The sequence below is a fragment of the Serratia sp. PGPR-27 genome, from assembly GCF_022678525.1.
Lineage (GTDB): Bacteria > Pseudomonadota > Gammaproteobacteria > Enterobacterales > Enterobacteriaceae > Serratia > Serratia nematodiphila.
Map to the genome: position 1 here is coordinate 23,210 of NZ_JALBYS010000021.1, position 20,190 is coordinate 43,399.

Genomic DNA, 20,190 nt, shown 5'->3' on the forward strand with positions numbered 1-20,190 from the left:
ATTGACCATGAAACAGATCAACGCAGTAATCCTCGACTGGGCGGGCACCACGGTGGACTTCGGCTCCTTTGCGCCAACGCAGATTTTCGTCGAGGCGTTCAAGCAAACCTTCGATATCGACATCAGCCTGGCGGAGGCGCGCATTCCGATGGGGCTGGGCAAATGGCAGCACATCGAGGCGCTGGGCAAGCTGCCAGCGGTCGACGCGCGCTGGCGGCAGAAGCTGGGACGCTCGATGAGCCATCAGGACATTGACGCGCTGTATCAGGCGTTTATGCCGCTGCAAATCGCTAAAGTGATCGACTTTGCCGATCCCATCGAGGGCGTGCCGCAGGCGATCGCCGCTCTGCGCGAACAGGGCATTAAAATCGGTTCCTGCTCCGGCTATCCGCGCGCGGTGATGGAAGTGCTGGTGCCCGCCGCCGCGCAGCGCGGCTACGCGCCGGATTACTGGGTCGCCACCGACGATCTTGCAGCCGGCGGGCGACCGGGGCCGTGGATGGCGTTGCAGAACGCGATCGCGCTGGGCATCGATGCGGTGGCGCATTGCGTGAAGGTGGATGACGCGGTGCCGGGCATTGCCGAAGGGCTGAACGCCGGGATGTGGAGCGTCGGGCTGGCGCTGTCCGGCAACGAGTTTGGCGCCACCTGGCAGGAGTATCGCCGGATGACGGCAGGCGAGATAGAGCGCCGCCGCGCGGCGGCCGCCGATAAGCTGTACGCGGCGGGCGCGCACTATGTGATAGACACGCTGGCGCAATTGCCGGCAGCGATTGCCGACATCAACCGGCGGTTGGCGAACGGCGAGCGGCCGTAACGACCGAACGCGGGGCATAAAAAAACCGGGGATTATCCCCGGTTTTTTCGTTCTGAGACGGCGTTAGCGATGCGCCAATTCGACTTCGTCTTCGCTGTCCATCACGGCTTTGTCGGTTTGCTTCATCAGCTGGCTGGTGATGGTGCCCGCCGCCATGGAACCGTTGACGTTCAGCGCGGTACGGCCCATGTCGATCAGCGGTTCGACCGAGATCAGCAGCGCGACCAGCGTCACCGGCAGGCCCATCGCCGGCAGCACGATCAGCGCAGCGAAGGTGGCGCCACCGCCCACGCCCGCCACGCCGGCGGAGCTGATGGTGACGATGCCGACCAGGGTGGCGATCCACACCGGATCCAGCGGGTTGATGCCGACGGTCGGCGCCACCATCACCGCCAGCATCGCCGGGTAGAGGCCCGCACAGCCGTTCTGGCCGATGGTGGCGCCGAACGATGCCGAGAAGCTGGCGATGGATTCCGGCACGCCCAGGCGACGGGTCTGCGCTTCCACGTTCAGCGGAATGCTGGCGGCGCTGGAGCGGCTGGTGAACGCGAAGGTGATCACCGGCCACACCTTGCGGAAGAACTTCATCGGGTTAACGCCGGTGAAGGCCAGCAGGACAGCGTGAACCACAAACATGATGGCCAGGCCGATGTACGAAGCCACCACGAAGCTGCCGAGCTTGACGATATCGTGAATGTTGGAACCGGCGACCACTTTGGTCATCAGCGCCAGCACGCCGTACGGCGTCAGCTTCATGACCAGACGCACCAGCTTCATCACCCAGGCCTGCAGGGTGTCGATAGCCACCAGCACGCGCTCGCCTTTCGGCTTGTCGTCTTTCAGCAGCTGCAGCGCCGCCACGCCGAGGAAGGTGGCGAAAATCACCACGCTGATGATCGAGGTCGGGCTGGCGCCGGTCAGATCGGCGAACGGGTTTTTCGGGATGAACGACAGCACCATCTGCGGCACCGTCAGATCGGCCAGTTTACCCACGTAGTTGGTCTGGATCGCCGTCAGGCGCGCGCTTTCCTGCGCGCCCTGCACCAGGCCTTCGGCGGTCAGGCCGAACAGGTTGGTGACCAGCACGCCCACCAGCGCCGAGATCAGCGTAGTGAACAGCAGCGTGCCGATAGTGAGGACGCTGATTTTGCCCAGCGAAGAGGCGTTATGCAGCTTGGCCACCGCGCTCAGGATCGAGGCGAACACCAGCGGCATGACGATCATTTGCAGCAGTTGCACATAGCCGTTACCGACGATGTTGAACCAGCTGATGGATTCTTTCAGTACCGGGTTATCGGAGCCGTACACCAGCTGCAGGCCCAGACCGAACACCACGCCGACCACCAGGCCGACCAGCACTTTTTTCGCCAGGCTCCATTGCTTGTGGCGGGTTTGCGCCAGCAGCAAAAGGAGCGCGACAAACACCAGCACGTTAATCACGAGCGGAAGATTCATCCCCAATGTCTCCAATAATCTTTCTTATAAAAACGACTACGCATCACGTATGTCGCGATGTAAATATCGTAACAGTTTGCTGAGTGGTCTACTTATATCCAAATGGAATTTGATATAGCTTTTTGTGTGTTTTTGTTTGTTTTATATACATCAAGGTGATGTGTTAGGCGGTTTTTTGTGATCAGAGTCTGATATTTCTGATTTGCTCGACATAGGATTGCACCGGCAGGGTGAAATCACCTTGCCAGCAGATGGCAAACGCCACCAGGCACAGACACAGCACCCGCTCCAGCTGGTTGCCTTTTTGCGAGTTGAGCAGCGGCAGGCGAAAACGCCAGCGGCATGGCCACAACAGCGGCACGCCGGCGGGGGTGAGCATATCGGCCAACAGATGGCTGAAGTAGCCGATGATCATGGCGTGCAGCGCATCGGCCGGGATCGGCCAGCTGCGCGGTACGTCCAGTTGGAACAGCGCCATGCCGCCGGCGATCGCCAGCAGGCTGTGGGTGAAACCACGGTGGCCGAAGGCGCGGGCGATGGGCAGGGCAATCCAGCGCAGGCGCTGGCCCAGCACCGACTTGGGGTGATCGATGTCCGGCAGCAGCGAGGTCAGCAGCGCGGCGGGTATGATGTGCCACCAGTCGCCGGTAGCCAGCTCTGGCGTCACTTCCGCCTTCTTGGCGAAGATCGCGCAAGCGACAGAGAATATAAGGTGTCCTTCCGCGGTCATGCTGTTGCGATTCCGGCTGGTAAACTGTTAATTTATCCAGTATATGGGAAAATTCCCAGTAGTGGAAGCAGTTACCCTGTAACCAATTGTTTATTTTCCCCTGTTTTACAACGGCTTGTTACGGCAATGGGTAACAAATCATCGATTTTGACGGGCGAGAACAAAAAGCGGGCAATGGGGGAGTGAAACGGAAAGCAACGAGCGCGGTTTTACGGTGTGCGGCGGGAGGAAGCGGCGGCCTTGAAGCGCGCTGCGTGGCAGTGACAACGCGCTGCGGGCCGTCGCTTTCCCTGCCATGCAGCATAATGAGAACGTCACGCCAATTCAATAAAATGAAACGGTGTTTCGTTTATTTTGCGGTTCGGATCCCTTTTATGCCGCAGGGCGCCGGTGCCCGGCGCCGCAGAATCAGGCAAAGTGGGCAGGGGTGAGCTGTTCGAGGGTCTCCAACTGGTGATCCGCCAGCGCCCAGCGCGGGTCGTGGCGGTATTCGGCGGCCGGGATCACGATGGAACGCATGCGCGCGGCCTTGGTGGCGATCATGCCGTTAAAGGAGTCTTCCAGCGTGATGCAGCGCAGCGGATCGCTGCCCAGGCGTTCGGCGGCGATCAGGTAGACCTCCGGATGCGGTTTGCTGTACGGCAGGTATTCGGCGGAAACCAATTGATCGAAGTAGCCTTCAAGATCGAACATCTTCAGCACCTGCCGTTGCATGTGCAGCGGCGAGGCGGAGGCGAGACCGATGTTCAGTCCCTGGCTGCGGCACAGCTCCAGCGCCTGCCGGACGCCAGGCAGCAGCGGGCGCGTCTCGTGCACCAGCTCGATGGCGCGCTCGATAATCCGCGCCGACACCTCTTCAAGCGTAACCCCTTGCCACGGCATCGCCTGGTACCACATTTTCACCACCAGATCGATGCGCAGCCCCAGCGTGTCCGGCAGCTTGTGACGGTCGGACAGATCCAAGCCCAGCGCGCCGAAGATATCCAGCTCGGCCTGCAGCCACAGCGGTTCCGAGTCGATCAACAAGCCGTCCATATCAAAAATTGCGGTTTCAATGCGTTGCGAATAAGCCATTAGCGGTTAACTCCTGCCGGCGCGGGTGAATGTGCCCGACACTTTATCATCGCCGGTGACGAGACTAAAACCTTTGCCTGCGCGTGTGGCTTTTGCCAAAACGCAGGATATTCCACACCTCGCGCAATTTTAGCCACCAGCGCTGGTGTTGACGCTCGGTGACCTGTTGCAACATGCGCGCATAATCCAGCACCAACCCCGGCGTCCAGGTCATGCTTTCTCCGCGGCTGCGCAGTACCGCCAGCATCCACAGGTTGGGATCCAGCACCAGCAGCAGAAAACGGCGCCACAGATGTTTATCGCCCAGCACGCCTTCCAACGCGCTGTCGAGCGCGCCGATGACCGTGGTGGAGCAGTTGCGCCGGGTCAGATTGTAGGTGGCGTCCTGCCGATAACGCAGCCAGAATGCGCGCAGCGCCGCCGGGTTATAGCGGTAGAATTGAATTTTCTTGTCCGGTGGGCACCAGGCGGCGATCTCGCCCGCCAGGTCGGGCAGGAAACGTCCGTCGACGTTGTTCTGTTCGCCGGCGTGCAGCAACTGACGGAAATCCTGAACGGAATGGCTGATGTCGTTGAGTGGGTAGTGGCTGATATACACATCCGGCGCGAGCGCCAGGGCGGCGTGACCGGTGGAGATATTGCCGCCGCCGTCGACCGCCGCGATGTATCGGTCGACGATGTAACGCCGGCGCGGATCTTTAGCCGCGCCAATCGGTGTCCAGACATACACCGTGAGCGGCGCAGTCTCATCCTCCGGGTGCGCTGGCTGCCGCGCGGGGTGCTGATTCAGAGAGAAGTTTGTCAGTCTGCGGGCGATATGCAATAAAGCCCAGCCGGAAAGCACCATCATCACGCCGAGGCAAAAGGGCACCGTCATCCGGTGCGGCGCCGGCCAGCCGACAAAGATCATCAACGAAAGCAGGATCTCGCCGCCGCCCGCCAGCGCCACGCCTTTCCATCGACTGTGCTGAATCACCGTGGAGGAGGCGATGCGCACGGCGCCGTCAAGCAGCAGCGCGCTGCCAAACATCACGGTGGCGACGATGTTATCGTCTGCGGGCACGTCCAACGTTAGAAAGGCCATAAAGACAAAACCCAATCCTTTCAGCAGCACCGGCCTGCTGGCCGAAGAGCCGATCACCAGCGCGGCGGATATCGCCACCAGCCCCTCCAGCGCCAGGATGACCGCCAGCGCATCCAGCGCCAGCACGGACCGGCCATCCTGCAGTATGTCGAACAGCATCAGCGCCCCTGCGGCTATCCACAGCCAACCGAACAGCACCAGCAGGCGGCGCTGGCCGTGCAGCGCTTGCGCGCCCAGCAATAAGATAATCAGTCGAATCATGGCGGCCTCTGGCTAAACGGATAACGTTATCTCTTCAATGATAGTGCCCGGATGTCGTTAAGCAGTTGATTTCGGCGAATTCGGCTAAGCTTGTAGCACAGCGGGAATGAAGAAAACGGTGGGCGAGTTTCGCCAACTGCAGGTAGACTTAGCCGATTCGGTTACGTCGCTAACAAGGGGAACACATGACGTATCAACAGGCCGGGCGTATCGCCATTTTGAAACGCATTCTCGGATGGGTGGTTTTTATCCCGGCGTTGCTGTCGACGCTGATTTCCGTGCTGGGCTTTATCTATCAGCACAGTGAAAAAACCAAGGGCATCAACGCAGTGATGCTGGATTTTGTCCACGTGATGGTGGACATGGTGCGTTTCAATACGCCGTTCCTGAACCTTTTCTGGTACAACTCGCCGGTGCCGGACGTGGATAAAAGCCTGTTCAGCGGCGCCAATTTGATGTTCATCATCATCTATATATTGATCTTCGTCGGGCTGGCATTACAGGCTTCCGGCGCGCGCATGTCGCGCCAGGTCAAGTTCATTCGCGAAGGACTGGAAGATCAGATGCTCCTGGAGCAGGCCAAGGGCAGCGAAGGGCACACGCGTCAGCAACTGGAGGAACGCATCACGCTGCCGCACCACACCATTTTCCTGCAGTACTTTCCGCTGTACATCCTGCCGATCGTGATTGCAGTGATCGCCTGGTTCGTGATCCGCCTGTTGGGGCAGTTGGCCGGCGCGGCCTGAACCATGAACGGGGCGCCGCTCGGCGCCCCGGAACGTCATGACGCTTCCGGCTGCAACAGCGCCTCTACCGCGCGCTGAGCCGCCACCCAATGTTGGCCGCCGAACAGGTTGCTGCGGTTGAGCAGGTAGTACAGCTGATACAGCGGCTGGCGCTCGATAAACCCGGCCCCCAGCGGCCACACGCTCTGATAGCCGTCGTAGATCTGCGGCGGCAGCTCCGGATACAGCGGCAGCATCGCCAAATCGCACTCTCGGTCGCCCCAGTAGCTGGCCGGATCGAACAGTATCGGCCCGTGGGCGGTCATCGCGCAGTTGCCCGGCCACAGGTTGCCGTGCAGCAGGGAAGGCTGCGGTTGGTGGTGCTGCAAGCGCAGATACACCCGATCGACGATGTCGTCGATGTCGCCGAAGGTCATGCCTTTTTCCGCCGCCAGCTGCAGCTGCCAGCCGATGCGCTGCTCGGCGAAGAATTCCGACCAGCGGCGTTGCCAGGCGTTGGGTTGCGGGGTGGTGGTCAGATCGCTGTCGAAGTCGAGACCGAACTGCGGTTGCTCGCTCCACTGGTGCAAATGCGCCAGTTGTTGCCCCAGGCAGTAGGCGCCGTGAGCGTCGAGGGGTTTCAGCTGCTGATACTCCAGCAGCAGGAAGCTGTAATCGCGATCGCTGCCGACGCCGTACACTTCCGGCACCCGCACGCTTTTGCTGCGCGCCAGCAACGCCAGCTGATCGGCCTCGGCGGTGAATATCGGCAGTTGTTCACGGGCGTCGCATTTCACGAACACCTCGTTGTCACCGTAACTCACGCGCCACGCCGGGTGAATGTCGCCCCCGGGCAGTTCAATCCTTTCGCGTATCTCTGCGCTGCCAAGATGTTCACTTAACAGACGGCTAACGGCTTGCCACATGGTATGTCCCCCTCTGTGCTGCCTGATAATTCATTAGGTTAGCGTCTTTCCCGTGGTGAAAACACGACGCGGCGCACAGCCGGCGTCAAAGGCGGCGATTTTTTCAGCGCCTCGCCAGCTCAAAGTATATACCCTATTGATTAATTTAAGCGCAATACCGATTGCAACTTGATAACAACGACGGAATGAGCGGGGGGAATGTGATGCGGCGAGTAGAAGGCTTCGCCGCATCGGGGGAATTAACCGCCGGTGAGCGCGCTTTGGTTACGCTGTAACGGGCGTAATTTACTGTACAACAAGGCGATCACGAACAGCACGGCCTGCACGATGACGATGCAGGGCCCGGTGGCGCCGTCGATGTGGAAGCTGATCAGGGTGCCGAGCACGCAGGAGAACACCGACACCACCGTCGCCACCATCAGCATGCGGTCGAAGCGGCGGCACAGCATAAAGGCGATGATGCCGGGGGCGATCAGCATGGCGATCACCAGGATCACCCCCACGGCCTGCAGCGAGGCGACGATGGTCATCGCCAGCAGGCACAGCAATCCGTAGTGCAGCAGCTTGACCGGCAGGCCAATCACCCGCGCATGGTGCGGATCGAAGCAGTACAGCATGAAGTCTTTGCGCTTGAGCAGCACCACCGCCAGGGTGATGCCGGCGATCAGCAAGGTTTGCTTCAGTTCGCCGTCGGTAATGCCCAGCATGTTGCCGAACAGAATGTGGCTCAGGTGCTGGTCGGTATCGATGCGCGAGAACAGCACCAGGCCGAAGGCGAACATGCCGGAAAAGACGATGCCCATCACCGTGTCCTCTTTCACCCGGCTGTTCTCTTTCAGGTAGCCGGTGGCTACCGCGCAAAAGATGCCGGAGAGGAAGGCGCCGATCGCCAGCGGGATGCCGACCACGAACGCCACTACGATGCCGGGCAAGACGGCGTGCGAGATGGCGTCGCCCATCAGCGACCAGCCCTTGAGCACCAGATAGCAGGAGAGCACGGCGCACACCACGCCGGTAACGATGGCGGCGACGATCGCCCGCTGCATGAACGGGTAGGCGAAGGGTTCGCTGAGCAGTTGATACAGGGTGTCCATCAGCGGCCTCCGGTTTGCGAATGTGCCACGCGGCGCCGGGATGCCAGCAGGCCGTGTTTCGGCGCGAAGAAGAACGCCGCCAGGAATACCAGCGTTTGCAGGGTGACGATCACCCCGCCGGTGGCGCCGTCGAGGAAGAAACTCAGGTAGGCGCCGATGCCGCTGGTCAATGCGCCGATGATGATGGCGATAATCACCAGCCGGCTGAAGCGGTCGGTCAGCAGGTAGGCGGTGGCGCCCGGCGTGATCACCATGGCGATCACCAGAATGGCGCCGACGGTTTGCAGCGCGGCGACGGTGCAGGCGCTGAGCAGGGTGAAGAACAGGATCTTCAGCTTCAGCGGCGACAGGCCGATCGACACCGCGTGGCTTTCGTCGAAGAACACCGCCAGCAGATCTTTCCACACTAGGCACAGGATCAGCAGCGAAACGCCGATGATGATTTCCACCTGCAGCACGTCTTCGTCGGCGATGCCGAGGATATTGCCGAAGATGATCGACTGTACGTTGACCGAGGTGGGGTTGAGCGACACGATCAGCAGGCCGACGGCGAAGAAAGTGGAGAAGATAAAGCCGATGATGGCGTCTTCGCGCAGCCGGGTGATGTGGCGCACCAGCGTCATCGCCAGCGCCGCCAGCATGCCGGTGAAGAAGGCGCCGGCGGCGTAGGGCAGGCCGAGGGCGTAGGCGCCGGCCACGCCGGGCACCACCGAGTGCGACAGCGCATCGCCCATCAGCGACCACCCTTTCAGCATCAGGTAGGCGGACAGGAACGCGCAGGCGGCGCCGACGATGGCGCTGACCCAGATGGCCTTCACCATGTAGTTGTAACTGAAAGGTTGCAGCAGAAGGTCCAGCATCAGGATTGTTTCTCCCTGGCCTGGCTGTTGGCCGGCGGATCGCTTTTGGTGTGGCCGTAGAACACCGCCGGGCGTTCATCGTCGGTCAACACCGTGACGGTGCGCGGATCGTTGTCGTCGTGCAGATCCGGGCCGGAAAGGTTGATATGGCGCAGCACGCCGCCGAACGCCTGCTCCAGGTTGCTCTGGGTGAAGGTGGTCTCGGTCGGGCCGGCGGCCAGCACCGTACGGTTGATGAGGATCACCCGATCGCAAAACTCCGGCACGCTGCCGAGGTTGTGGGTGGAGACCAAAATGAGATGGCCTTCGTCGCGCAGCGCGCGCAGCAGCTCGATAATCGCATTCTCGGTTTTCACATCCACGCCGGTGAAAGGTTCATCCAGCAGCAGCACCGTGCCCTGTTGCGCCAGCGCGCGCGCCAGAAATACGCGCTTCTTCTGGCCGCCGGACAGCTCGCCGATCTGCCGGCCGCGCAGCTCGCTCAGGCCGACGCGCTCCAGCGCCTTGTCGACCCGCAACCTGTCCTCACGTGACGGAATGCGCAGGAAGTTCATCTTGCCGTAGCGGCCCATCATCACCACGTCTTCCACCAGCACCGGGAAGTTCCAGTCGACGTCTTCGGTCTGCGGCACGTAGGCGATCAGGTTCTTTTTCAGCGCGTCCGCCACCGGCTTGTCGCTCAGCGACACCTGGCCGGCGGTGGGCCTGACCAGGCCCATGATGCTTTTGAACAGCGTCGATTTGCCGCTGCCGTTGACGCCGACCAATGCGCAGATCGAACCGCCGTTCAGGGTGAAGCTGGCGTTGTGAATGGCGGTGTGCCCGTTGTTGTAGGTTACGGTGACGTCGTCCACGTTCAATTCAGGGCGGACAAACGGTTCATGGGTCATTGATCGAATCCTTTGGCGATGGTTTGCACGGTGGTGTTAAGCAGGTCGATGTACGTCGGCACCGGGCCATCGCGGGTGGACAGCGAGTCCACGTACAGCACGCCGCCGTATTTGGCGCCGGTTTCTTTCGCCACCTGCCTGGCCGGCTTGTCGGAAATGGTGCTCTCGCTGAACACCACCGGAATATGGTGGGCGCGCACGGCGTCGATCACCCGGCGCACCTGCTGCGGCGAGCCTTGCTCATCGGCGTTGATCGGCCACAGATAAACCTCTTTCAACTGATAGTCCTGCGCCAGGTAGCTGAAGGCACCTTCACTGGTCACCAGCCAGCGCTGTGCGGCCGGAATGCGCGCCAGGCGTTCGCGCAGCGGGGCGTCCAGCGCGCCGATTTTCTCTGCGTAGGCCTTGGCATTGCGGTTATAGGTTTCCGCATTGGCCGGATCGTGCTCCACCAGCGCCTTGCGGATATTCTCGATATACACCAGCGCGTTGCTTGGCGACATCCAGGCATGCGGGTTCGGGTTGCCGTTATAGGGCCCTTCGCGGATCGGCAGCGGGGTAATGCCTTCGGTGACTACCGCCGCCGGCACCTGTTTGATGTTTTCGAAGAAACGCTGGAACCAGCGCTCCAGGTTCATGCCGTTCCACAGGATCAGGTCGGCGTGCTGTGCCTTGACGATGTCGCGCGGAGTCGGTTGATAGTCGTGGATCTCGGCGCCCGGCTTGGTGATGGATTCCACCACGGCGGCGTCACCGGCCACGTTCTGGGCGATATCCTGAATGATGGTGAAGGTGGTCACCACGCGCAGCTTTTTTTCCGCCAGCGCGTTTTGGCTGACCAAGGCGGCGCCGAGCAGCAGGCAGGCGAGCATGAAAGGGCGTAACAATGCGGCAGAGCGGGAAGGGCGACTGCGACGAAAAGCGCAAATTATCAATGGCATGATGACGTCTCCTGGTTCAAATGAAAATGATTATCAATATCAATTGAAGCGAAGTCAAGCGCCACTTGCCCACCGCCGGCGGGGTATTTCTCCAACTGAAAAAATAATACCGTCCGGGGAGTTATAGCATTTTATGTATCAGTATGTAACCGCTGAAGGTAGTCCTCACAGCTGCATATCGCCACCTCCGGCTGTTTTCCCAATGCCAACTGCCCGAACCCCTGCGCCAGGCGCAGTACATCCTCTTGATCCAGCACGGTTATGAACGCAAAACTGTTGCTGCCGAGTTCGTGGTGAACGCCATTTTCGTCTGTCACCGACGTGACAAAACCCTCGCGCGTCAATTGCCCGGTCAGCTTCGCCAGGTCGGTTAATCCCTCTTCCTGATAGCGAAAAGTCACCACAAAGCAGCTTGTTGCAGATTGACTCATAAATCACCTCTTGGTATATGGATAGCTTGAGATTAGCCCAAAAAATTACTGCAGGTGTCCTTACAAGTTGTATATGCTACGCAACTCATTGAAAGGAGTGAGGGATTCTGTGAAAACAAAAATAGGTTGCCTAACGGCAATTTTACTTTTGTCGGGGTGCGCCAAAGACCCGCAAACGGCAAGCAATATTTCAGGCAGTGGCACAACGCGCGGCGGTTGGTTAAAACCCCCTCCGCAGGCACCGGTAAACCGCACGGGCACCCCGGTTGCTTATAACGATTACATTCGTCAGGCGGCCAGCAACTATGGCGTTGACGAAACGCTGATTAAAGCGATTATTCAGGTGGAGTCCGGGTTTAACCCGAACGTGGTCAGCACCTCGAACGCAGTGGGATTGATGCAGCTTAAGGCTTCTACCGCCGGCCGCGACGCCTATCGCATGAAGGGACGAAGCGGGCAACCCAGCTCGCGTGAGCTGAAGGATCCGGCGGTCAATATTGATCTGGGAACGGCCTATATCAATATTCTTCAAAGCCAGCAGCTAGCCGGGATCAACAATCCACAGACTTTGCGTTACGCCACCATCGTTTCGTACGTGAATGGGGCGGGTGCCATGTTGCGCACCTTCTCCTCGGACAAGCGCGTGGCGGTCAATCGCATCAATCAGATGAGCCCGGATGAGTTTTATCAGCACATCCAGAAAAAGCACCCGGCACCGCAGGCGCCGCGCTATTTGTGGAAGGTGACCACCGCCTATCAGGCGATGTCGCAGTAATCCTCTCTTTTGTCGAATCGGCCGCTGAACGCGGCCGATTTTGTTTTCGGCACCGTTTCAGCGCGCGACCCACCTCTCATTTTTCGTTATTTCCTCACCGCTTATCGGAAAAACCGCACAAAAAGTTAAATTTAAGTTAGCAGATAAATCTTTACGTTCATTCAATAAGTTACCGGTAACATTTTTGCTTTTGTGCGCATTCTGACCTTCAATAAATATACAGATAAGTAACAAATTATTTTAAAAACCCGTATCGATCGCAAGGTTGCGGTTAAATAGTTGTGACTATCTTTGGATGGAATGTGACATGTCGAATCATAAAACCAACAATTCGCGGCGCGATTTCTTGTTGAAATCGATGACCTTAATTCCTGCGGCGGTAATTGGTGGCAGCGGCGTTGGCGCGCTGACGGCACCGACACCGGCGGTCGCAGCCTCGAACACCTCAACGCAGAACGATTACCAACCGACCTTTTTCACCCCGGAAGAGTGGGCCTTCATCAAGGCCGCCGTCGCGCGCCTGATCCCGGCCGACGATCGCGGCCCCGGCGCGCTGGAAGCCGGCGTGCCGGAGTTTATCGATCGCCAGATGAATACCCCGTACGCCACCGGCTCCATCTGGTACATGCAGGGGCCGTTCAACCCCGATGTGCCGAAGGAGATGGGCTATCAGCTGCCGCTGGTGCCCAAGCAGATCTATAACCTCGGCATCGCAGACGCCGACGCCTACAGCAAGAAAACCGCCGGCAAGCCTTTCGCCGAACTGGATGGCGCGCAGCAGGACGCCATGCTGCAAAAGTTCGAGTCCGGCGAGGCGGAGTTCCAGCAACTGCCGTCGAAACTGTTCTTCTCCTATCTGCTGCAAAACACCCGCGAAGGTTTCTTCAGCGATCCGATCCATGGCGGCAACAAAGACATGGTGGGTTGGAAGCTGATTAATTTTCCGGGCGCGCGCGCCGATTTTATGGACTGGGTTGAGCGAGGGGAGCGTTATCCCTTCCCACCGGTCTCGATTCGTGGGGAGAGGGGCTAACCATGGCAACGGTAATGAAAAAAGTAGACGCGGTGATCGTCGGCTTCGGCTGGGTGGGCGCGATCATGGCCAAAGAGCTGACCGAGGCCGGCCTCAACGTGGTGGCGCTGGAGCGCGGCCCGATGCGCGACACCTATCCGGACGGTTCTTACCCGCAGGTGATCGACGAGCTGACCTATAACATTCGGCGCAAGCTGTTCCAGGATCTGTCGAAAAGCACCGTCACCATTCGCCATAACAGCAGCCAGACCGCGGTGCCTTACCGCCAGCTGGCGGCGTTCCTGCCGGGCACCGGCGTCGGCGGCGCCGGCCTGCACTGGTCGGGCGTGCATTTCCGCGTCGATCCGATCGAACTGCGCATGCGCAGCCATTATGAAGAGCGTTACGGCAAAAACTTCATTCCGAAGGACATGACCATCCAGGACTTCGGCGTGACTTACGACGAGCTGGAGCCGTTCTTCGACAAGGCGGAGAAAGTGTTCGGCACCTCCGGCACCGCCTGGACCATCAAGGGGCAGAAAGTAGCGCAGAAGGGCGGCAACCGCTTTGCGCCGGATCGCTCCGACGACTTCCCGCTGCCGGCGCAGAAAAATACCTACTCCGCTCAGCTGTTCGAGAAAGCGGCGCTGGAGGTGGGTTACCACCCTTACAACCTGCCGTCCGCCAACACCTCGGATTCTTACACCAACCCGTACGGCGCGCAGATGGGCCCGTGCAACTTCTGCGGTTTCTGCAGCGGCTACGCCTGCTACATGTATTCCAAGGCCTCGCCGAACGTCAACATCTTGCCGGCGCTGCGCATGGAGAAACGCTTCGAGCTGCGCACCAACGCCAACGTGCTAAAGGTCAACCTGACCGACGACAAATCCCGCGCCACCGGCGTGAACTACGTCGATGCGCAGGGCCGCGAGATTGAACAGCCGGCCGATCTGGTGATCCTGGGCGCGTTCCAGTTCCACAACGTGCACCTGATGCTGCTGTCCGGCATCGGCAAGCCTTACGATCCGGTAACTGGCGAAGGGGTGGTCGGGCGCAACTTCGCCTACCAGAACATGACCACCATCAAGGCGTTCTTCGATAAAGACGTGTTCACCAACCCGTTCATCGGCGCCGGCGGCAACGGCGTGGGCGTGGACGACTTCAACGCCGACAACTTCGATCACGCCAAAGAAGGCTTCGTCGGCGGTTCGCCATTCTGGGTCAACCAGGCGGGCACCAAGCCGATCTCCGGCCTGCCGACCCCGCCGGGCACCCCGGCCTGGGGCAGCAAGTGGAAAGCGGCGGTGGCGGATGCCTACACCCATCACGTGTCGATGGACGCCCACGGCGCGCACCAGTCGTACCGCAATAACTATCTGGATCTCGATCCCAACTACAAGAACGTCTTTGGCCAGCCGCTGCTGCGCATGACGTTCGACTGGCAGGAAAACGACATCAAGATGGCGCAGTTCATGTACGACAAGATGGCGCCGATCGCCAAGGCGATGAACCCGAAACTGATCGCCGGCAGCCCGAAAAACGCCAACAGCCACTTCGACACCACCAGCTACCAGACTACCCACATGAACGGCGGTGCGGTGATGGGGGAAGATCCGAAGACCAGCGCGGTCAACCGCTATCTGCAGAGCTGGGACGTGCACAACGTGTTCTCGATCGGCGCATCGGCCTTCCCGCAAGGGCTGGGCTACAACCCGACCGGCACCGTGGCGGCGCTGGCTTACTGGTCTGCCCGCGCCATTCGCGAGCAGTATCTGAAAAACCCAGGCCCATTGGTGCAGGCATAAGGACGGCGAACGATGAAAGCATTTGTACCGGCACTGGTTCTCAGTGCAGTGAGTTTTTCCGTTTGGGCGCAGGACGCCACCGTCAGCAGCGAGCTGATCAAGCGCGGTGAGTACCTGGCGCGCGCCGGTGACTGCGTGGCCTGCCATACCGATGGCAAGAACGGCAAAACCTTCGCCGGCGGCCTGGCGATGGAGACGCCGATCGGCACCATCTACTCGACCAACATCACGCCGGACAAGAAAACCGGCATCGGCGATTACAGCTTCGAGGATTTCGACAACGCGGTGCGTAAGGGCGTAGCCAAAAACGGCAGCACCCTGTACCCGGCGATGCCGTACCCGTCGTTCGCGCTGGTGAAAGAGGACGACATGCGCGCCATGTATGCCTATTTCATGCACGGCGTGCAGCCGGTGGAACAGGCCAACAAGGACTCTGACATCCCGTGGCCGCTGTCGATGCGTTGGCCGCTGAGCATCTGGCGCGGCATGTTTGCGCCGTCGCCGGCGGACTTCGTTGCCGACGCCAAGGCCGATCCGGTGATTGAACGCGGACGCTACCTGGTGGAAGGCCTGGGCCACTGCGGCGCTTGCCATACCCCGCGCAGCATCACCATGCAGGAAAAAGCGTTGAGCAACAGCGAAAGCGACGACTACCTGTCCGGCAGCAACGCGCCGATCGACGGGTGGGTGGCTTCCAGCCTGCGCGGCGACCGCAAGGATGGCCTGGGCAGCTGGAGCGAAGCCGAGCTGACCGAGTTCCTGAAAACCGGCCGTAACGACAAGGCGATCGTGTTCGGCGGCATGAGCGACGTGGTGGAGCACAGCCTGCAATACCTGAGCGACGACGATCTGACCGCCATCGCGCGCTACCTGAAATCGCTGCCGCCGAAAGACGGCAAGCAGCAGGCGGCGCCGGTCGAAGACAGCGTGGCCAAGGATCTGTGGCGCGGCGACGACAGCAAGCCCGGCGCGGCGCTGTATGTCGATAACTGCGCGGCCTGCCACCGCACCGACGGCGTGGGCTACAAGCGCGCCTTCCCGTCGCTGAAGGGCAATCCGGTGGTGCAGACCGAGGACGCGACTTCGCTGATCCACATCGTGCTGACCGGCAACACCACGCCGGCGGTGCAGGGGGCGGTATCCAACATCACCATGCCGCCGTTTGGCTGGCGTCTGAACGATCAGCAGGTGGCGGACGTGGTGAACTTCATCCGCTCGAGCTGGGGCAACAGCGCCAAACCGGTGAGCGCTTCCGACGTAGCCGACGTGCGTAAAGACCGCTCGATGATCCGCGACGAGAAGGAGATGGGCAGCGCCGAGGTGCCGGACCATCCGGACGCGAAGAAATAAACCGCTTAAGGGCTCCGCAAGGGGCCCTTAGTTTTTACTGAGTGCGCCGTTTTTTTCAGCACATTGTGTTCGCAAATCGTTCATTCGGCCGATAAAACATAGACCCGCAGCGGATTTTTCATTATCCTTTGCCGTCCTTTCATCAGGCGTAAGTATGAAATATCGCTTTAATTCACTGATTATTATTAAAAAACTCGCGGAGAAGGATATCCCGTTAGGCGCAATCGTTGTCGCCGCAGATTAAGGTAGACTGTCTCATGAGTACGATTTCTCCCGATTCAGGCACGCTGACGGCCGCTCAGCCTGCCAAATGGAACAAAACCGACACCGTTTGGATGTTCGGTCTCTATGCGACTGCGGTGGGCGCCGGTACGTTGTTCTTGCCGATCAACGCCGGCCTGAACGGCCCGCTGGTGTTGCTGTTGATGGCGCTGTTCGCTTTCCCGCTGACCTATTTGCCGCACCGCGCGCTCAGCCGCTTCGTGCTTTCCGGCTCCAGCCGCGACGGCAACATTCACGATGTGGTGGTGGAACACTTCGGCGTGCTGGCCGGCAAAATCATCATGATGCTGTATCTGATGGCGTTCTTCCCGATCGTGCTGGTGTACAGCATTTCGATCACCAACGCGCTGGACAGCTTCCTGATCCATCAGTTCCACGTGGCCCCGCTGCCGCGCATCTGGCTGAGCCTGGCGGTGGTGGTGGTACTCAATCTGGTGCTGCTGCGCGGCAAAGACAGCATCGTGGCGGCGATGGGCATGCTGGTGTTCCCACTGCTGGTGTTCCTGATGGGCATTTCGCTCTATCTGATGCCGAGCTGGAATACCGCCAACTTCGTGCACGGCCTGGCCGCCACCCGCTTCGACACGCCGGGGTTGTGGCATTCGCTGTGGCTGGCCGTGCCGGTGATGGTGTTCTCCTTCAGCCATGCGCCGATCATCTCTTCCTTCGCCTCGACCCAGAAGAGCCTGTACGGCGACAAGGCGGAACGCCGCTGCGCGCGCATCATGCGCTATAGCTATGTGCTGATCTGCGTTACCGTGCTGTTCTTCGTGTTCAGCTGCGTGCTGAGCCTGTCTCATGAAGACATGCTGCAGGCGAAAGAGCAGAACATCACGGTGCTGACTACGCTGGCCAACAAGTTCTCCAACCCGCTGATCGCCTACCTTGGCCCGGTGATGGCGATGCTGGCGATGGCCAAATCCTATCTCGGCACTTCGCTGGGGGTGACGGAAGGGGCGACCAGCCTGATCGACGGCGTCACGCGCGCGGTCGGCAAGCCGCTCAGTTCGCGCATGACGCACCGCATCTCGGCGGCGTCGCTGTTCCTGCTCACCTGGGCGGCGACGGTGTGGAACCCCAGCGCGCTGCACATCATCGAAACCATCAGCGGCCCGCTGATTGCCGCCATCCTGTTCATTCTGCCGATGTACGCCGTGCGTGCGGTGCCGGCCATGCGCCAGTACCGCGCGGCGAGCAACGTATTCGTGCTGGTGATGGGCCTGATTGCGCTGTCGGCGCTGATCTACGGCCTGATGTGATCCCCTGGGCGCGCCGCTTCCGGCGCGCCTCTTATCCTTCCTTTACACATCCCTTTGCAATTAATCGCCGACATGCCGGGCGTTATCTTTGATAATGCAAGCCATTCTCATTAGTATTTTCTGAATGTATTCATGACTAAGGAGTTTTTCGTGCACCGTCGAATCATTTTGCCGGCGCTGGTTTGCGCCGCCTTGCTCGCCTCTCCGGCGATGGCCACCACTTATCCGCTGACGCTGACCGACACGTCCGGCCAGACGATCACCCTCCAGCAAGAGCCGAAACGCATCGTGGTGCAGGACGGGCGCGACATTCTCACGCTGGCGCTGCTCGATCGCGCCAATCCGTTTGGCCGGCTGGTGGCCTGGAATAACCTGCTGAAGAAAAGCGATGCGGCGACCTGGGATATCTTGCAGAGCAAATGGCCGGGGGCGAAAAACATCATCGATATGGGATTCAGCGATAAGGGTGAAGTGAACCTGGAGAGCGTGATCGCCAAGCGGCCCGATCTGATGATCGCCCAGCTGCGCTCCAAGCCTTCGCTGAGCCAAACCGGCGTGCTGGATAAGCTGAAGGCGCTGAACGTGCCGGTGCTGTTCATCGATACCATGCTCAAGCCGGTGGAAAACACGCCGAAAAGCGTGACGCTGCTGGGGGAAACCCTCAACCGCGAAAGCGAAGCCAAGCAATATACCGATTATTATCAGCAGCATTATCAGGCCATTCTGGCCAAAACGCAGGCGGTGGCACCCAAACCGCGGGTGTTTTTCGAAGCCAAGGCTGGCCTGAATGGGCTGGAGTCCTGCTGCTTCACCCATGCGCACGTCGGCTGGGGGGCGCTGGTCGAGGCGGTCGGCGCGCGCAACATCGGCTCTGCGCTGTTGCCGGGCGCGACCGGCGACGTGGCGCTGGAAAAAGTGATCGCCATGAAACCGGACGCCTACATCGTTTCCGGCTCACAGTGGGCCAGCAAGACCAACGCCGCGGTGCCGTTCGGCTATGGCGTGACGCAGCAACAGGTGGATGAGGCTTTCAACCGCATGAAACAGCGCCCGGGCTTCGCGCAGGTGTCGGCGGTGAAAGAGGGGCGGTTCTACGGCATCTACCATAATTTCTACAACCATCCGTACAACATCGTGGGGCTGGAGTATCTGGCGAAGTTTATCTACCCGGCGCAGTTCCCGGATCTGGATCCGGCCAACACCTACAGCGAGATCCTCAGCCGCTTTACCGAAGTGCCGGAAGGCAAGGGCATTTTGGGCGCGCAGGCGCCGATGGGGAAATAACGGCAACGGGCGCGACGATCGCGCCCGTTTTGTGTGATCAGGCGGCCGGCGTATAGGTGGAGATGATCTCCAGCACGCCGTTGATAATGAACTGTACCCCCATGCACACCAGCAGGAAGCCCATCAGGCGCGAGATCGCCTCGATGCCGCTTTTCCCTACCAGGCGCATGATGGCGCCGGAGCTGAGCAGGCAGCCCCACAGGATCACCGCGACCGTCAGGAAGATGGCGACCGGCGCCACGGCCAGCACCCAGGGTTCAAAACCCAGCGTGTTCGCTTTGACGCTCGACGCCGAGCTGATGATCATCGCGATGGTGCCCGGCCCGGCGGTGCTCGGCATGGCCAACGGCACGAAGGCGATGTTGGCCGATGTCTTGTGGCGCAGCTCGTGCGACTTGCTCTCCACCTCCGGCGCCTCATCGGCGCTTTGTTGCGGGAACAGCATGCGGAAACCGATGAAGGCGACGATCAGGCCGCCGGCGATGCGCAGGCCGGGGATCGAAATACCGAAAGTGTTCATCACCACCTGCCCGGCGTAAAACGCCACCGTCATGATGCAGAACACATAAACCGAGGCCATCAGCGATTGCTGATTGCGCTCTTCGCGCGTCATATTGCCGGACAAGCCGAGCAGCAACGCCACCGTGGTCAGCGGGTTGGCCAGCGGCAACAGCAGCACCAAACCCAGTCCGATGGCCTGGAATAACTGCAAAATACCCGTCATAAAGTAGACTCCCTGTGCAACGTTCAGGCCGCCAGGCGGCGGCCTACGAGCTAAACAGCCTAGCCTGCCGCGTGCCTGGCGGCAATGGGGATAGCTCGTAACGTTAATTAACCGTCGGCCGGCGTTTCATCATTGCCGTTGCACTCGCCGGCGAGCTCAGGTTCATCCTCACATCCCAACGGGGCGTCGTTGACCGCAATCGCCCGCGGTGCCGAACGCGCACCAAAATGCATCAGCCCCTATAACGTCGTTAATACCGCGCACCCATGATGAGCGCAGGCTGAAAAACGAGCGGCGCTCAGAAAAAAATGCACAATTTTTGTGTTTTATGGCCTTTTTCGCCGCAATTGGCCGGTAAAGGCCGACGTTCAGCACCAATTGCTACACCCCGCAGGCTCAGCTGCCTACCAT

General features: G+C 60.1%; 19 protein-coding genes. 8 read left to right on the plus strand and 11 right to left on the minus strand.

Going from position 1 to position 20,190, the window contains the following annotated elements; translation table 11 throughout:
• The first annotated feature begins 7 nt into the window (after positions 1 to 7).
• Positions 8 to 817, plus strand: a complete 810-nt coding sequence (gene phnX, locus MMS95_RS13245) for a phosphonoacetaldehyde hydrolase (protein WP_021505494.1) — start codon at positions 8 to 10, stop codon at positions 815 to 817.
• Between the two features lie 63 nt (positions 818 to 880).
• Here the strand turns inward: phnX and MMS95_RS13250 are convergent, their stop codons facing one another.
• The 4 genes from MMS95_RS13250 to MMS95_RS13265 form a co-directional block, all read right to left on the minus strand.
• Positions 881 to 2,272, minus strand: coding sequence for an L-cystine transporter (locus MMS95_RS13250; protein ID WP_004931458.1), 1,392 nt, complete (start codon positions 2,270 to 2,272; stop codon positions 881 to 883).
• Positions 2,273 to 2,453: 181 nt separating this feature from the next.
• The gene (locus MMS95_RS13255) at positions 2,454 to 3,002 is read right to left on the minus strand and encodes a metal-dependent hydrolase (RefSeq protein WP_004931456.1); all 549 of its coding nucleotides are present in this window, start codon (positions 3,000 to 3,002) and stop codon (positions 2,454 to 2,456) included.
• A gap of 408 nt (positions 3,003 to 3,410) precedes the next feature.
• Positions 3,411 to 4,076: a hexitol phosphatase HxpB gene (hxpB, locus tag MMS95_RS13260; protein WP_004931455.1), complete on the minus strand. Its 666-nt coding sequence runs from the start codon at positions 4,074 to 4,076 to the stop codon at positions 3,411 to 3,413.
• Positions 4,077 to 4,140: 64 nt separating this feature from the next.
• Positions 4,141 to 5,421, minus strand: coding sequence for a protease (locus MMS95_RS13265; RefSeq protein WP_242141772.1), 1,281 nt, complete (start codon positions 5,419 to 5,421; stop codon positions 4,141 to 4,143).
• 185 nt (positions 5,422 to 5,606) lie between these two features.
• Here MMS95_RS13265 and MMS95_RS13270 point away from each other — a divergent pair, with 185 nt between their 5' ends.
• A complete protein-coding gene (locus MMS95_RS13270; protein WP_211130002.1) occupies positions 5,607 to 6,167 on the plus strand; it encodes a YniB family protein in 561 nt (186 codons plus the stop codon).
• 35 nt (positions 6,168 to 6,202) lie between these two features.
• Here the strand turns inward: MMS95_RS13270 and MMS95_RS13275 are convergent, their stop codons facing one another.
• The 6 genes from MMS95_RS13275 to ghoS form a co-directional block, all read right to left on the minus strand.
• On the minus strand, positions 6,203 to 7,072 hold the full coding sequence (locus tag MMS95_RS13275; RefSeq protein ID WP_166445053.1) for a fructosamine kinase family protein: 870 nt from the start codon (positions 7,070 to 7,072) through the stop codon (positions 6,203 to 6,205).
• Positions 7,073 to 7,311: 239 nt separating this feature from the next.
• A complete protein-coding gene (locus MMS95_RS13280) occupies positions 7,312 to 8,166 on the minus strand; it encodes a metal ABC transporter permease (RefSeq protein ID WP_044031363.1) in 855 nt (284 codons plus the stop codon).
• The gene (gene yfeC, locus MMS95_RS13285; protein ID WP_015377686.1) at positions 8,166 to 9,026 is read right to left on the minus strand and encodes an iron/manganese ABC transporter permease subunit YfeC; all 861 of its coding nucleotides are present in this window, start codon (positions 9,024 to 9,026) and stop codon (positions 8,166 to 8,168) included. Before yfeC ends, MMS95_RS13280 begins: the two co-directional genes overlap by 1 nt.
• The gene (locus tag MMS95_RS13290) at positions 9,026 to 9,916 is read right to left on the minus strand and encodes a manganese/iron ABC transporter ATP-binding protein (RefSeq protein ID WP_076740286.1); all 891 of its coding nucleotides are present in this window, start codon (positions 9,914 to 9,916) and stop codon (positions 9,026 to 9,028) included. The genes yfeC and MMS95_RS13290 overlap by 1 nt, the downstream gene beginning before the upstream one ends.
• On the minus strand, positions 9,913 to 10,857 hold the full coding sequence (locus MMS95_RS13295) for a metal ABC transporter substrate-binding protein (protein WP_160125412.1): 945 nt from the start codon (positions 10,855 to 10,857) through the stop codon (positions 9,913 to 9,915). The genes MMS95_RS13290 and MMS95_RS13295 overlap by 4 nt, the downstream gene beginning before the upstream one ends.
• A gap of 131 nt (positions 10,858 to 10,988) precedes the next feature.
• Positions 10,989 to 11,288 carry a type V toxin-antitoxin system endoribonuclease antitoxin GhoS gene (gene ghoS / locus MMS95_RS13300; protein ID WP_015377688.1) on the minus strand — a complete coding sequence of 100 codons (300 nt, stop codon included), beginning with the start codon at positions 11,286 to 11,288 and terminating at the stop codon, positions 10,989 to 10,991.
• 109 nt (positions 11,289 to 11,397) lie between these two features.
• Between ghoS and MMS95_RS13305 the strand changes: the two genes are divergently transcribed.
• The 6 genes from MMS95_RS13305 to MMS95_RS13330 all read left to right on the plus strand — a co-directional run bounded on the left by MMS95_RS13305 (position 11,398) and on the right by MMS95_RS13330 (position 19,055).
• Complete coding sequence (locus MMS95_RS13305; RefSeq protein ID WP_004931439.1) at positions 11,398 to 12,063, plus strand: transglycosylase SLT domain-containing protein; 666 nt, start codon at positions 11,398 to 11,400, stop codon at positions 12,061 to 12,063.
• A gap of 307 nt (positions 12,064 to 12,370) precedes the next feature.
• Positions 12,371 to 13,096, plus strand: coding sequence for a gluconate 2-dehydrogenase subunit 3 family protein (locus MMS95_RS13310; protein ID WP_015377689.1), 726 nt, complete (start codon positions 12,371 to 12,373; stop codon positions 13,094 to 13,096).
• A 2-nt stretch (positions 13,097 to 13,098) separates the two neighbouring features.
• Entirely contained in the window at positions 13,099 to 14,880 is a 1,782-nt protein-coding gene (locus tag MMS95_RS13315) for a GMC family oxidoreductase (protein ID WP_004931432.1), read from the plus strand.
• 12 nt (positions 14,881 to 14,892) lie between these two features.
• Positions 14,893 to 16,230 carry a cytochrome c gene (locus MMS95_RS13320; protein WP_004931431.1) on the plus strand — a complete coding sequence of 446 codons (1,338 nt, stop codon included), beginning with the start codon at positions 14,893 to 14,895 and terminating at the stop codon, positions 16,228 to 16,230.
• A 257-nt stretch (positions 16,231 to 16,487) separates the two neighbouring features.
• Entirely contained in the window at positions 16,488 to 17,771 is a 1,284-nt protein-coding gene (locus MMS95_RS13325; RefSeq protein ID WP_015377691.1) for a serine transporter, read from the plus strand.
• A gap of 150 nt (positions 17,772 to 17,921) precedes the next feature.
• The gene (locus MMS95_RS13330; RefSeq protein ID WP_197798823.1) at positions 17,922 to 19,055 is read left to right on the plus strand and encodes an ABC transporter substrate-binding protein; all 1,134 of its coding nucleotides are present in this window, start codon (positions 17,922 to 17,924) and stop codon (positions 19,053 to 19,055) included.
• 37 nt (positions 19,056 to 19,092) lie between these two features.
• On the opposite strand, the gene MMS95_RS13335 is transcribed toward MMS95_RS13330, so the two are convergent.
• A complete protein-coding gene (locus MMS95_RS13335) occupies positions 19,093 to 19,779 on the minus strand; it encodes a MarC family NAAT transporter (protein WP_004931428.1) in 687 nt (228 codons plus the stop codon).
• Between the last annotated feature and the right edge of the window lie 411 nt (positions 19,780 to 20,190).

What these genes read in the sequence shown, in the direction of transcription:
- phnX (WP_021505494.1), top strand. Translation starts at nt 8, where the DNA reads ATGAAACAGATCAACGCAGTAATCCTCGACTGGGCGGGCACCACGGTG.
- MMS95_RS13250 (WP_004931458.1), bottom strand. Translation starts at nt 2,272, where the DNA reads ATGAATCTTCCGCTCGTGATTAACGTGCTGGTGTTTGTCGCGCTCCTT.
- MMS95_RS13255 (WP_004931456.1), bottom strand. Translation starts at nt 3,002, where the DNA reads ATGACCGCGGAAGGACACCTTATATTCTCTGTCGCTTGCGCGATCTTC.
- hxpB (WP_004931455.1), bottom strand. Translation starts at nt 4,076, where the DNA reads ATGGCTTATTCGCAACGCATTGAAACCGCAATTTTTGATATGGACGGC.
- MMS95_RS13265 (WP_242141772.1), bottom strand. Translation starts at nt 5,421, where the DNA reads ATGATTCGACTGATTATCTTATTGCTGGGCGCGCAAGCGCTGCACGGC.
- MMS95_RS13270 (WP_211130002.1), top strand. Translation starts at nt 5,607, where the DNA reads ATGACGTATCAACAGGCCGGGCGTATCGCCATTTTGAAACGCATTCTC.
- MMS95_RS13275 (WP_166445053.1), bottom strand. Translation starts at nt 7,072, where the DNA reads ATGTGGCAAGCCGTTAGCCGTCTGTTAAGTGAACATCTTGGCAGCGCA.
- MMS95_RS13280 (WP_044031363.1), bottom strand. Translation starts at nt 8,166, where the DNA reads ATGGACACCCTGTATCAACTGCTCAGCGAACCCTTCGCCTACCCGTTC.
- yfeC (WP_015377686.1), bottom strand. Translation starts at nt 9,026, where the DNA reads ATGCTGGACCTTCTGCTGCAACCTTTCAGTTACAACTACATGGTGAAG.
- MMS95_RS13290 (WP_076740286.1), bottom strand. Translation starts at nt 9,916, where the DNA reads ATGACCCATGAACCGTTTGTCCGCCCTGAATTGAACGTGGACGACGTC.
- MMS95_RS13295 (WP_160125412.1), bottom strand. Translation starts at nt 10,857, where the DNA reads ATGCCATTGATAATTTGCGCTTTTCGTCGCAGTCGCCCTTCCCGCTCT.
- ghoS (WP_015377688.1), bottom strand. Translation starts at nt 11,288, where the DNA reads ATGAGTCAATCTGCAACAAGCTGCTTTGTGGTGACTTTTCGCTATCAG.
- MMS95_RS13310 (WP_015377689.1), top strand. Translation starts at nt 12,371, where the DNA reads ATGTCGAATCATAAAACCAACAATTCGCGGCGCGATTTCTTGTTGAAA.
- MMS95_RS13315 (WP_004931432.1), top strand. Translation starts at nt 13,099, where the DNA reads ATGGCAACGGTAATGAAAAAAGTAGACGCGGTGATCGTCGGCTTCGGC.
- MMS95_RS13320 (WP_004931431.1), top strand. Translation starts at nt 14,893, where the DNA reads ATGAAAGCATTTGTACCGGCACTGGTTCTCAGTGCAGTGAGTTTTTCC.
- MMS95_RS13325 (WP_015377691.1), top strand. Translation starts at nt 16,488, where the DNA reads ATGAGTACGATTTCTCCCGATTCAGGCACGCTGACGGCCGCTCAGCCT.
- MMS95_RS13335 (WP_004931428.1), bottom strand. Translation starts at nt 19,779, where the DNA reads ATGACGGGTATTTTGCAGTTATTCCAGGCCATCGGACTGGGTTTGGTG.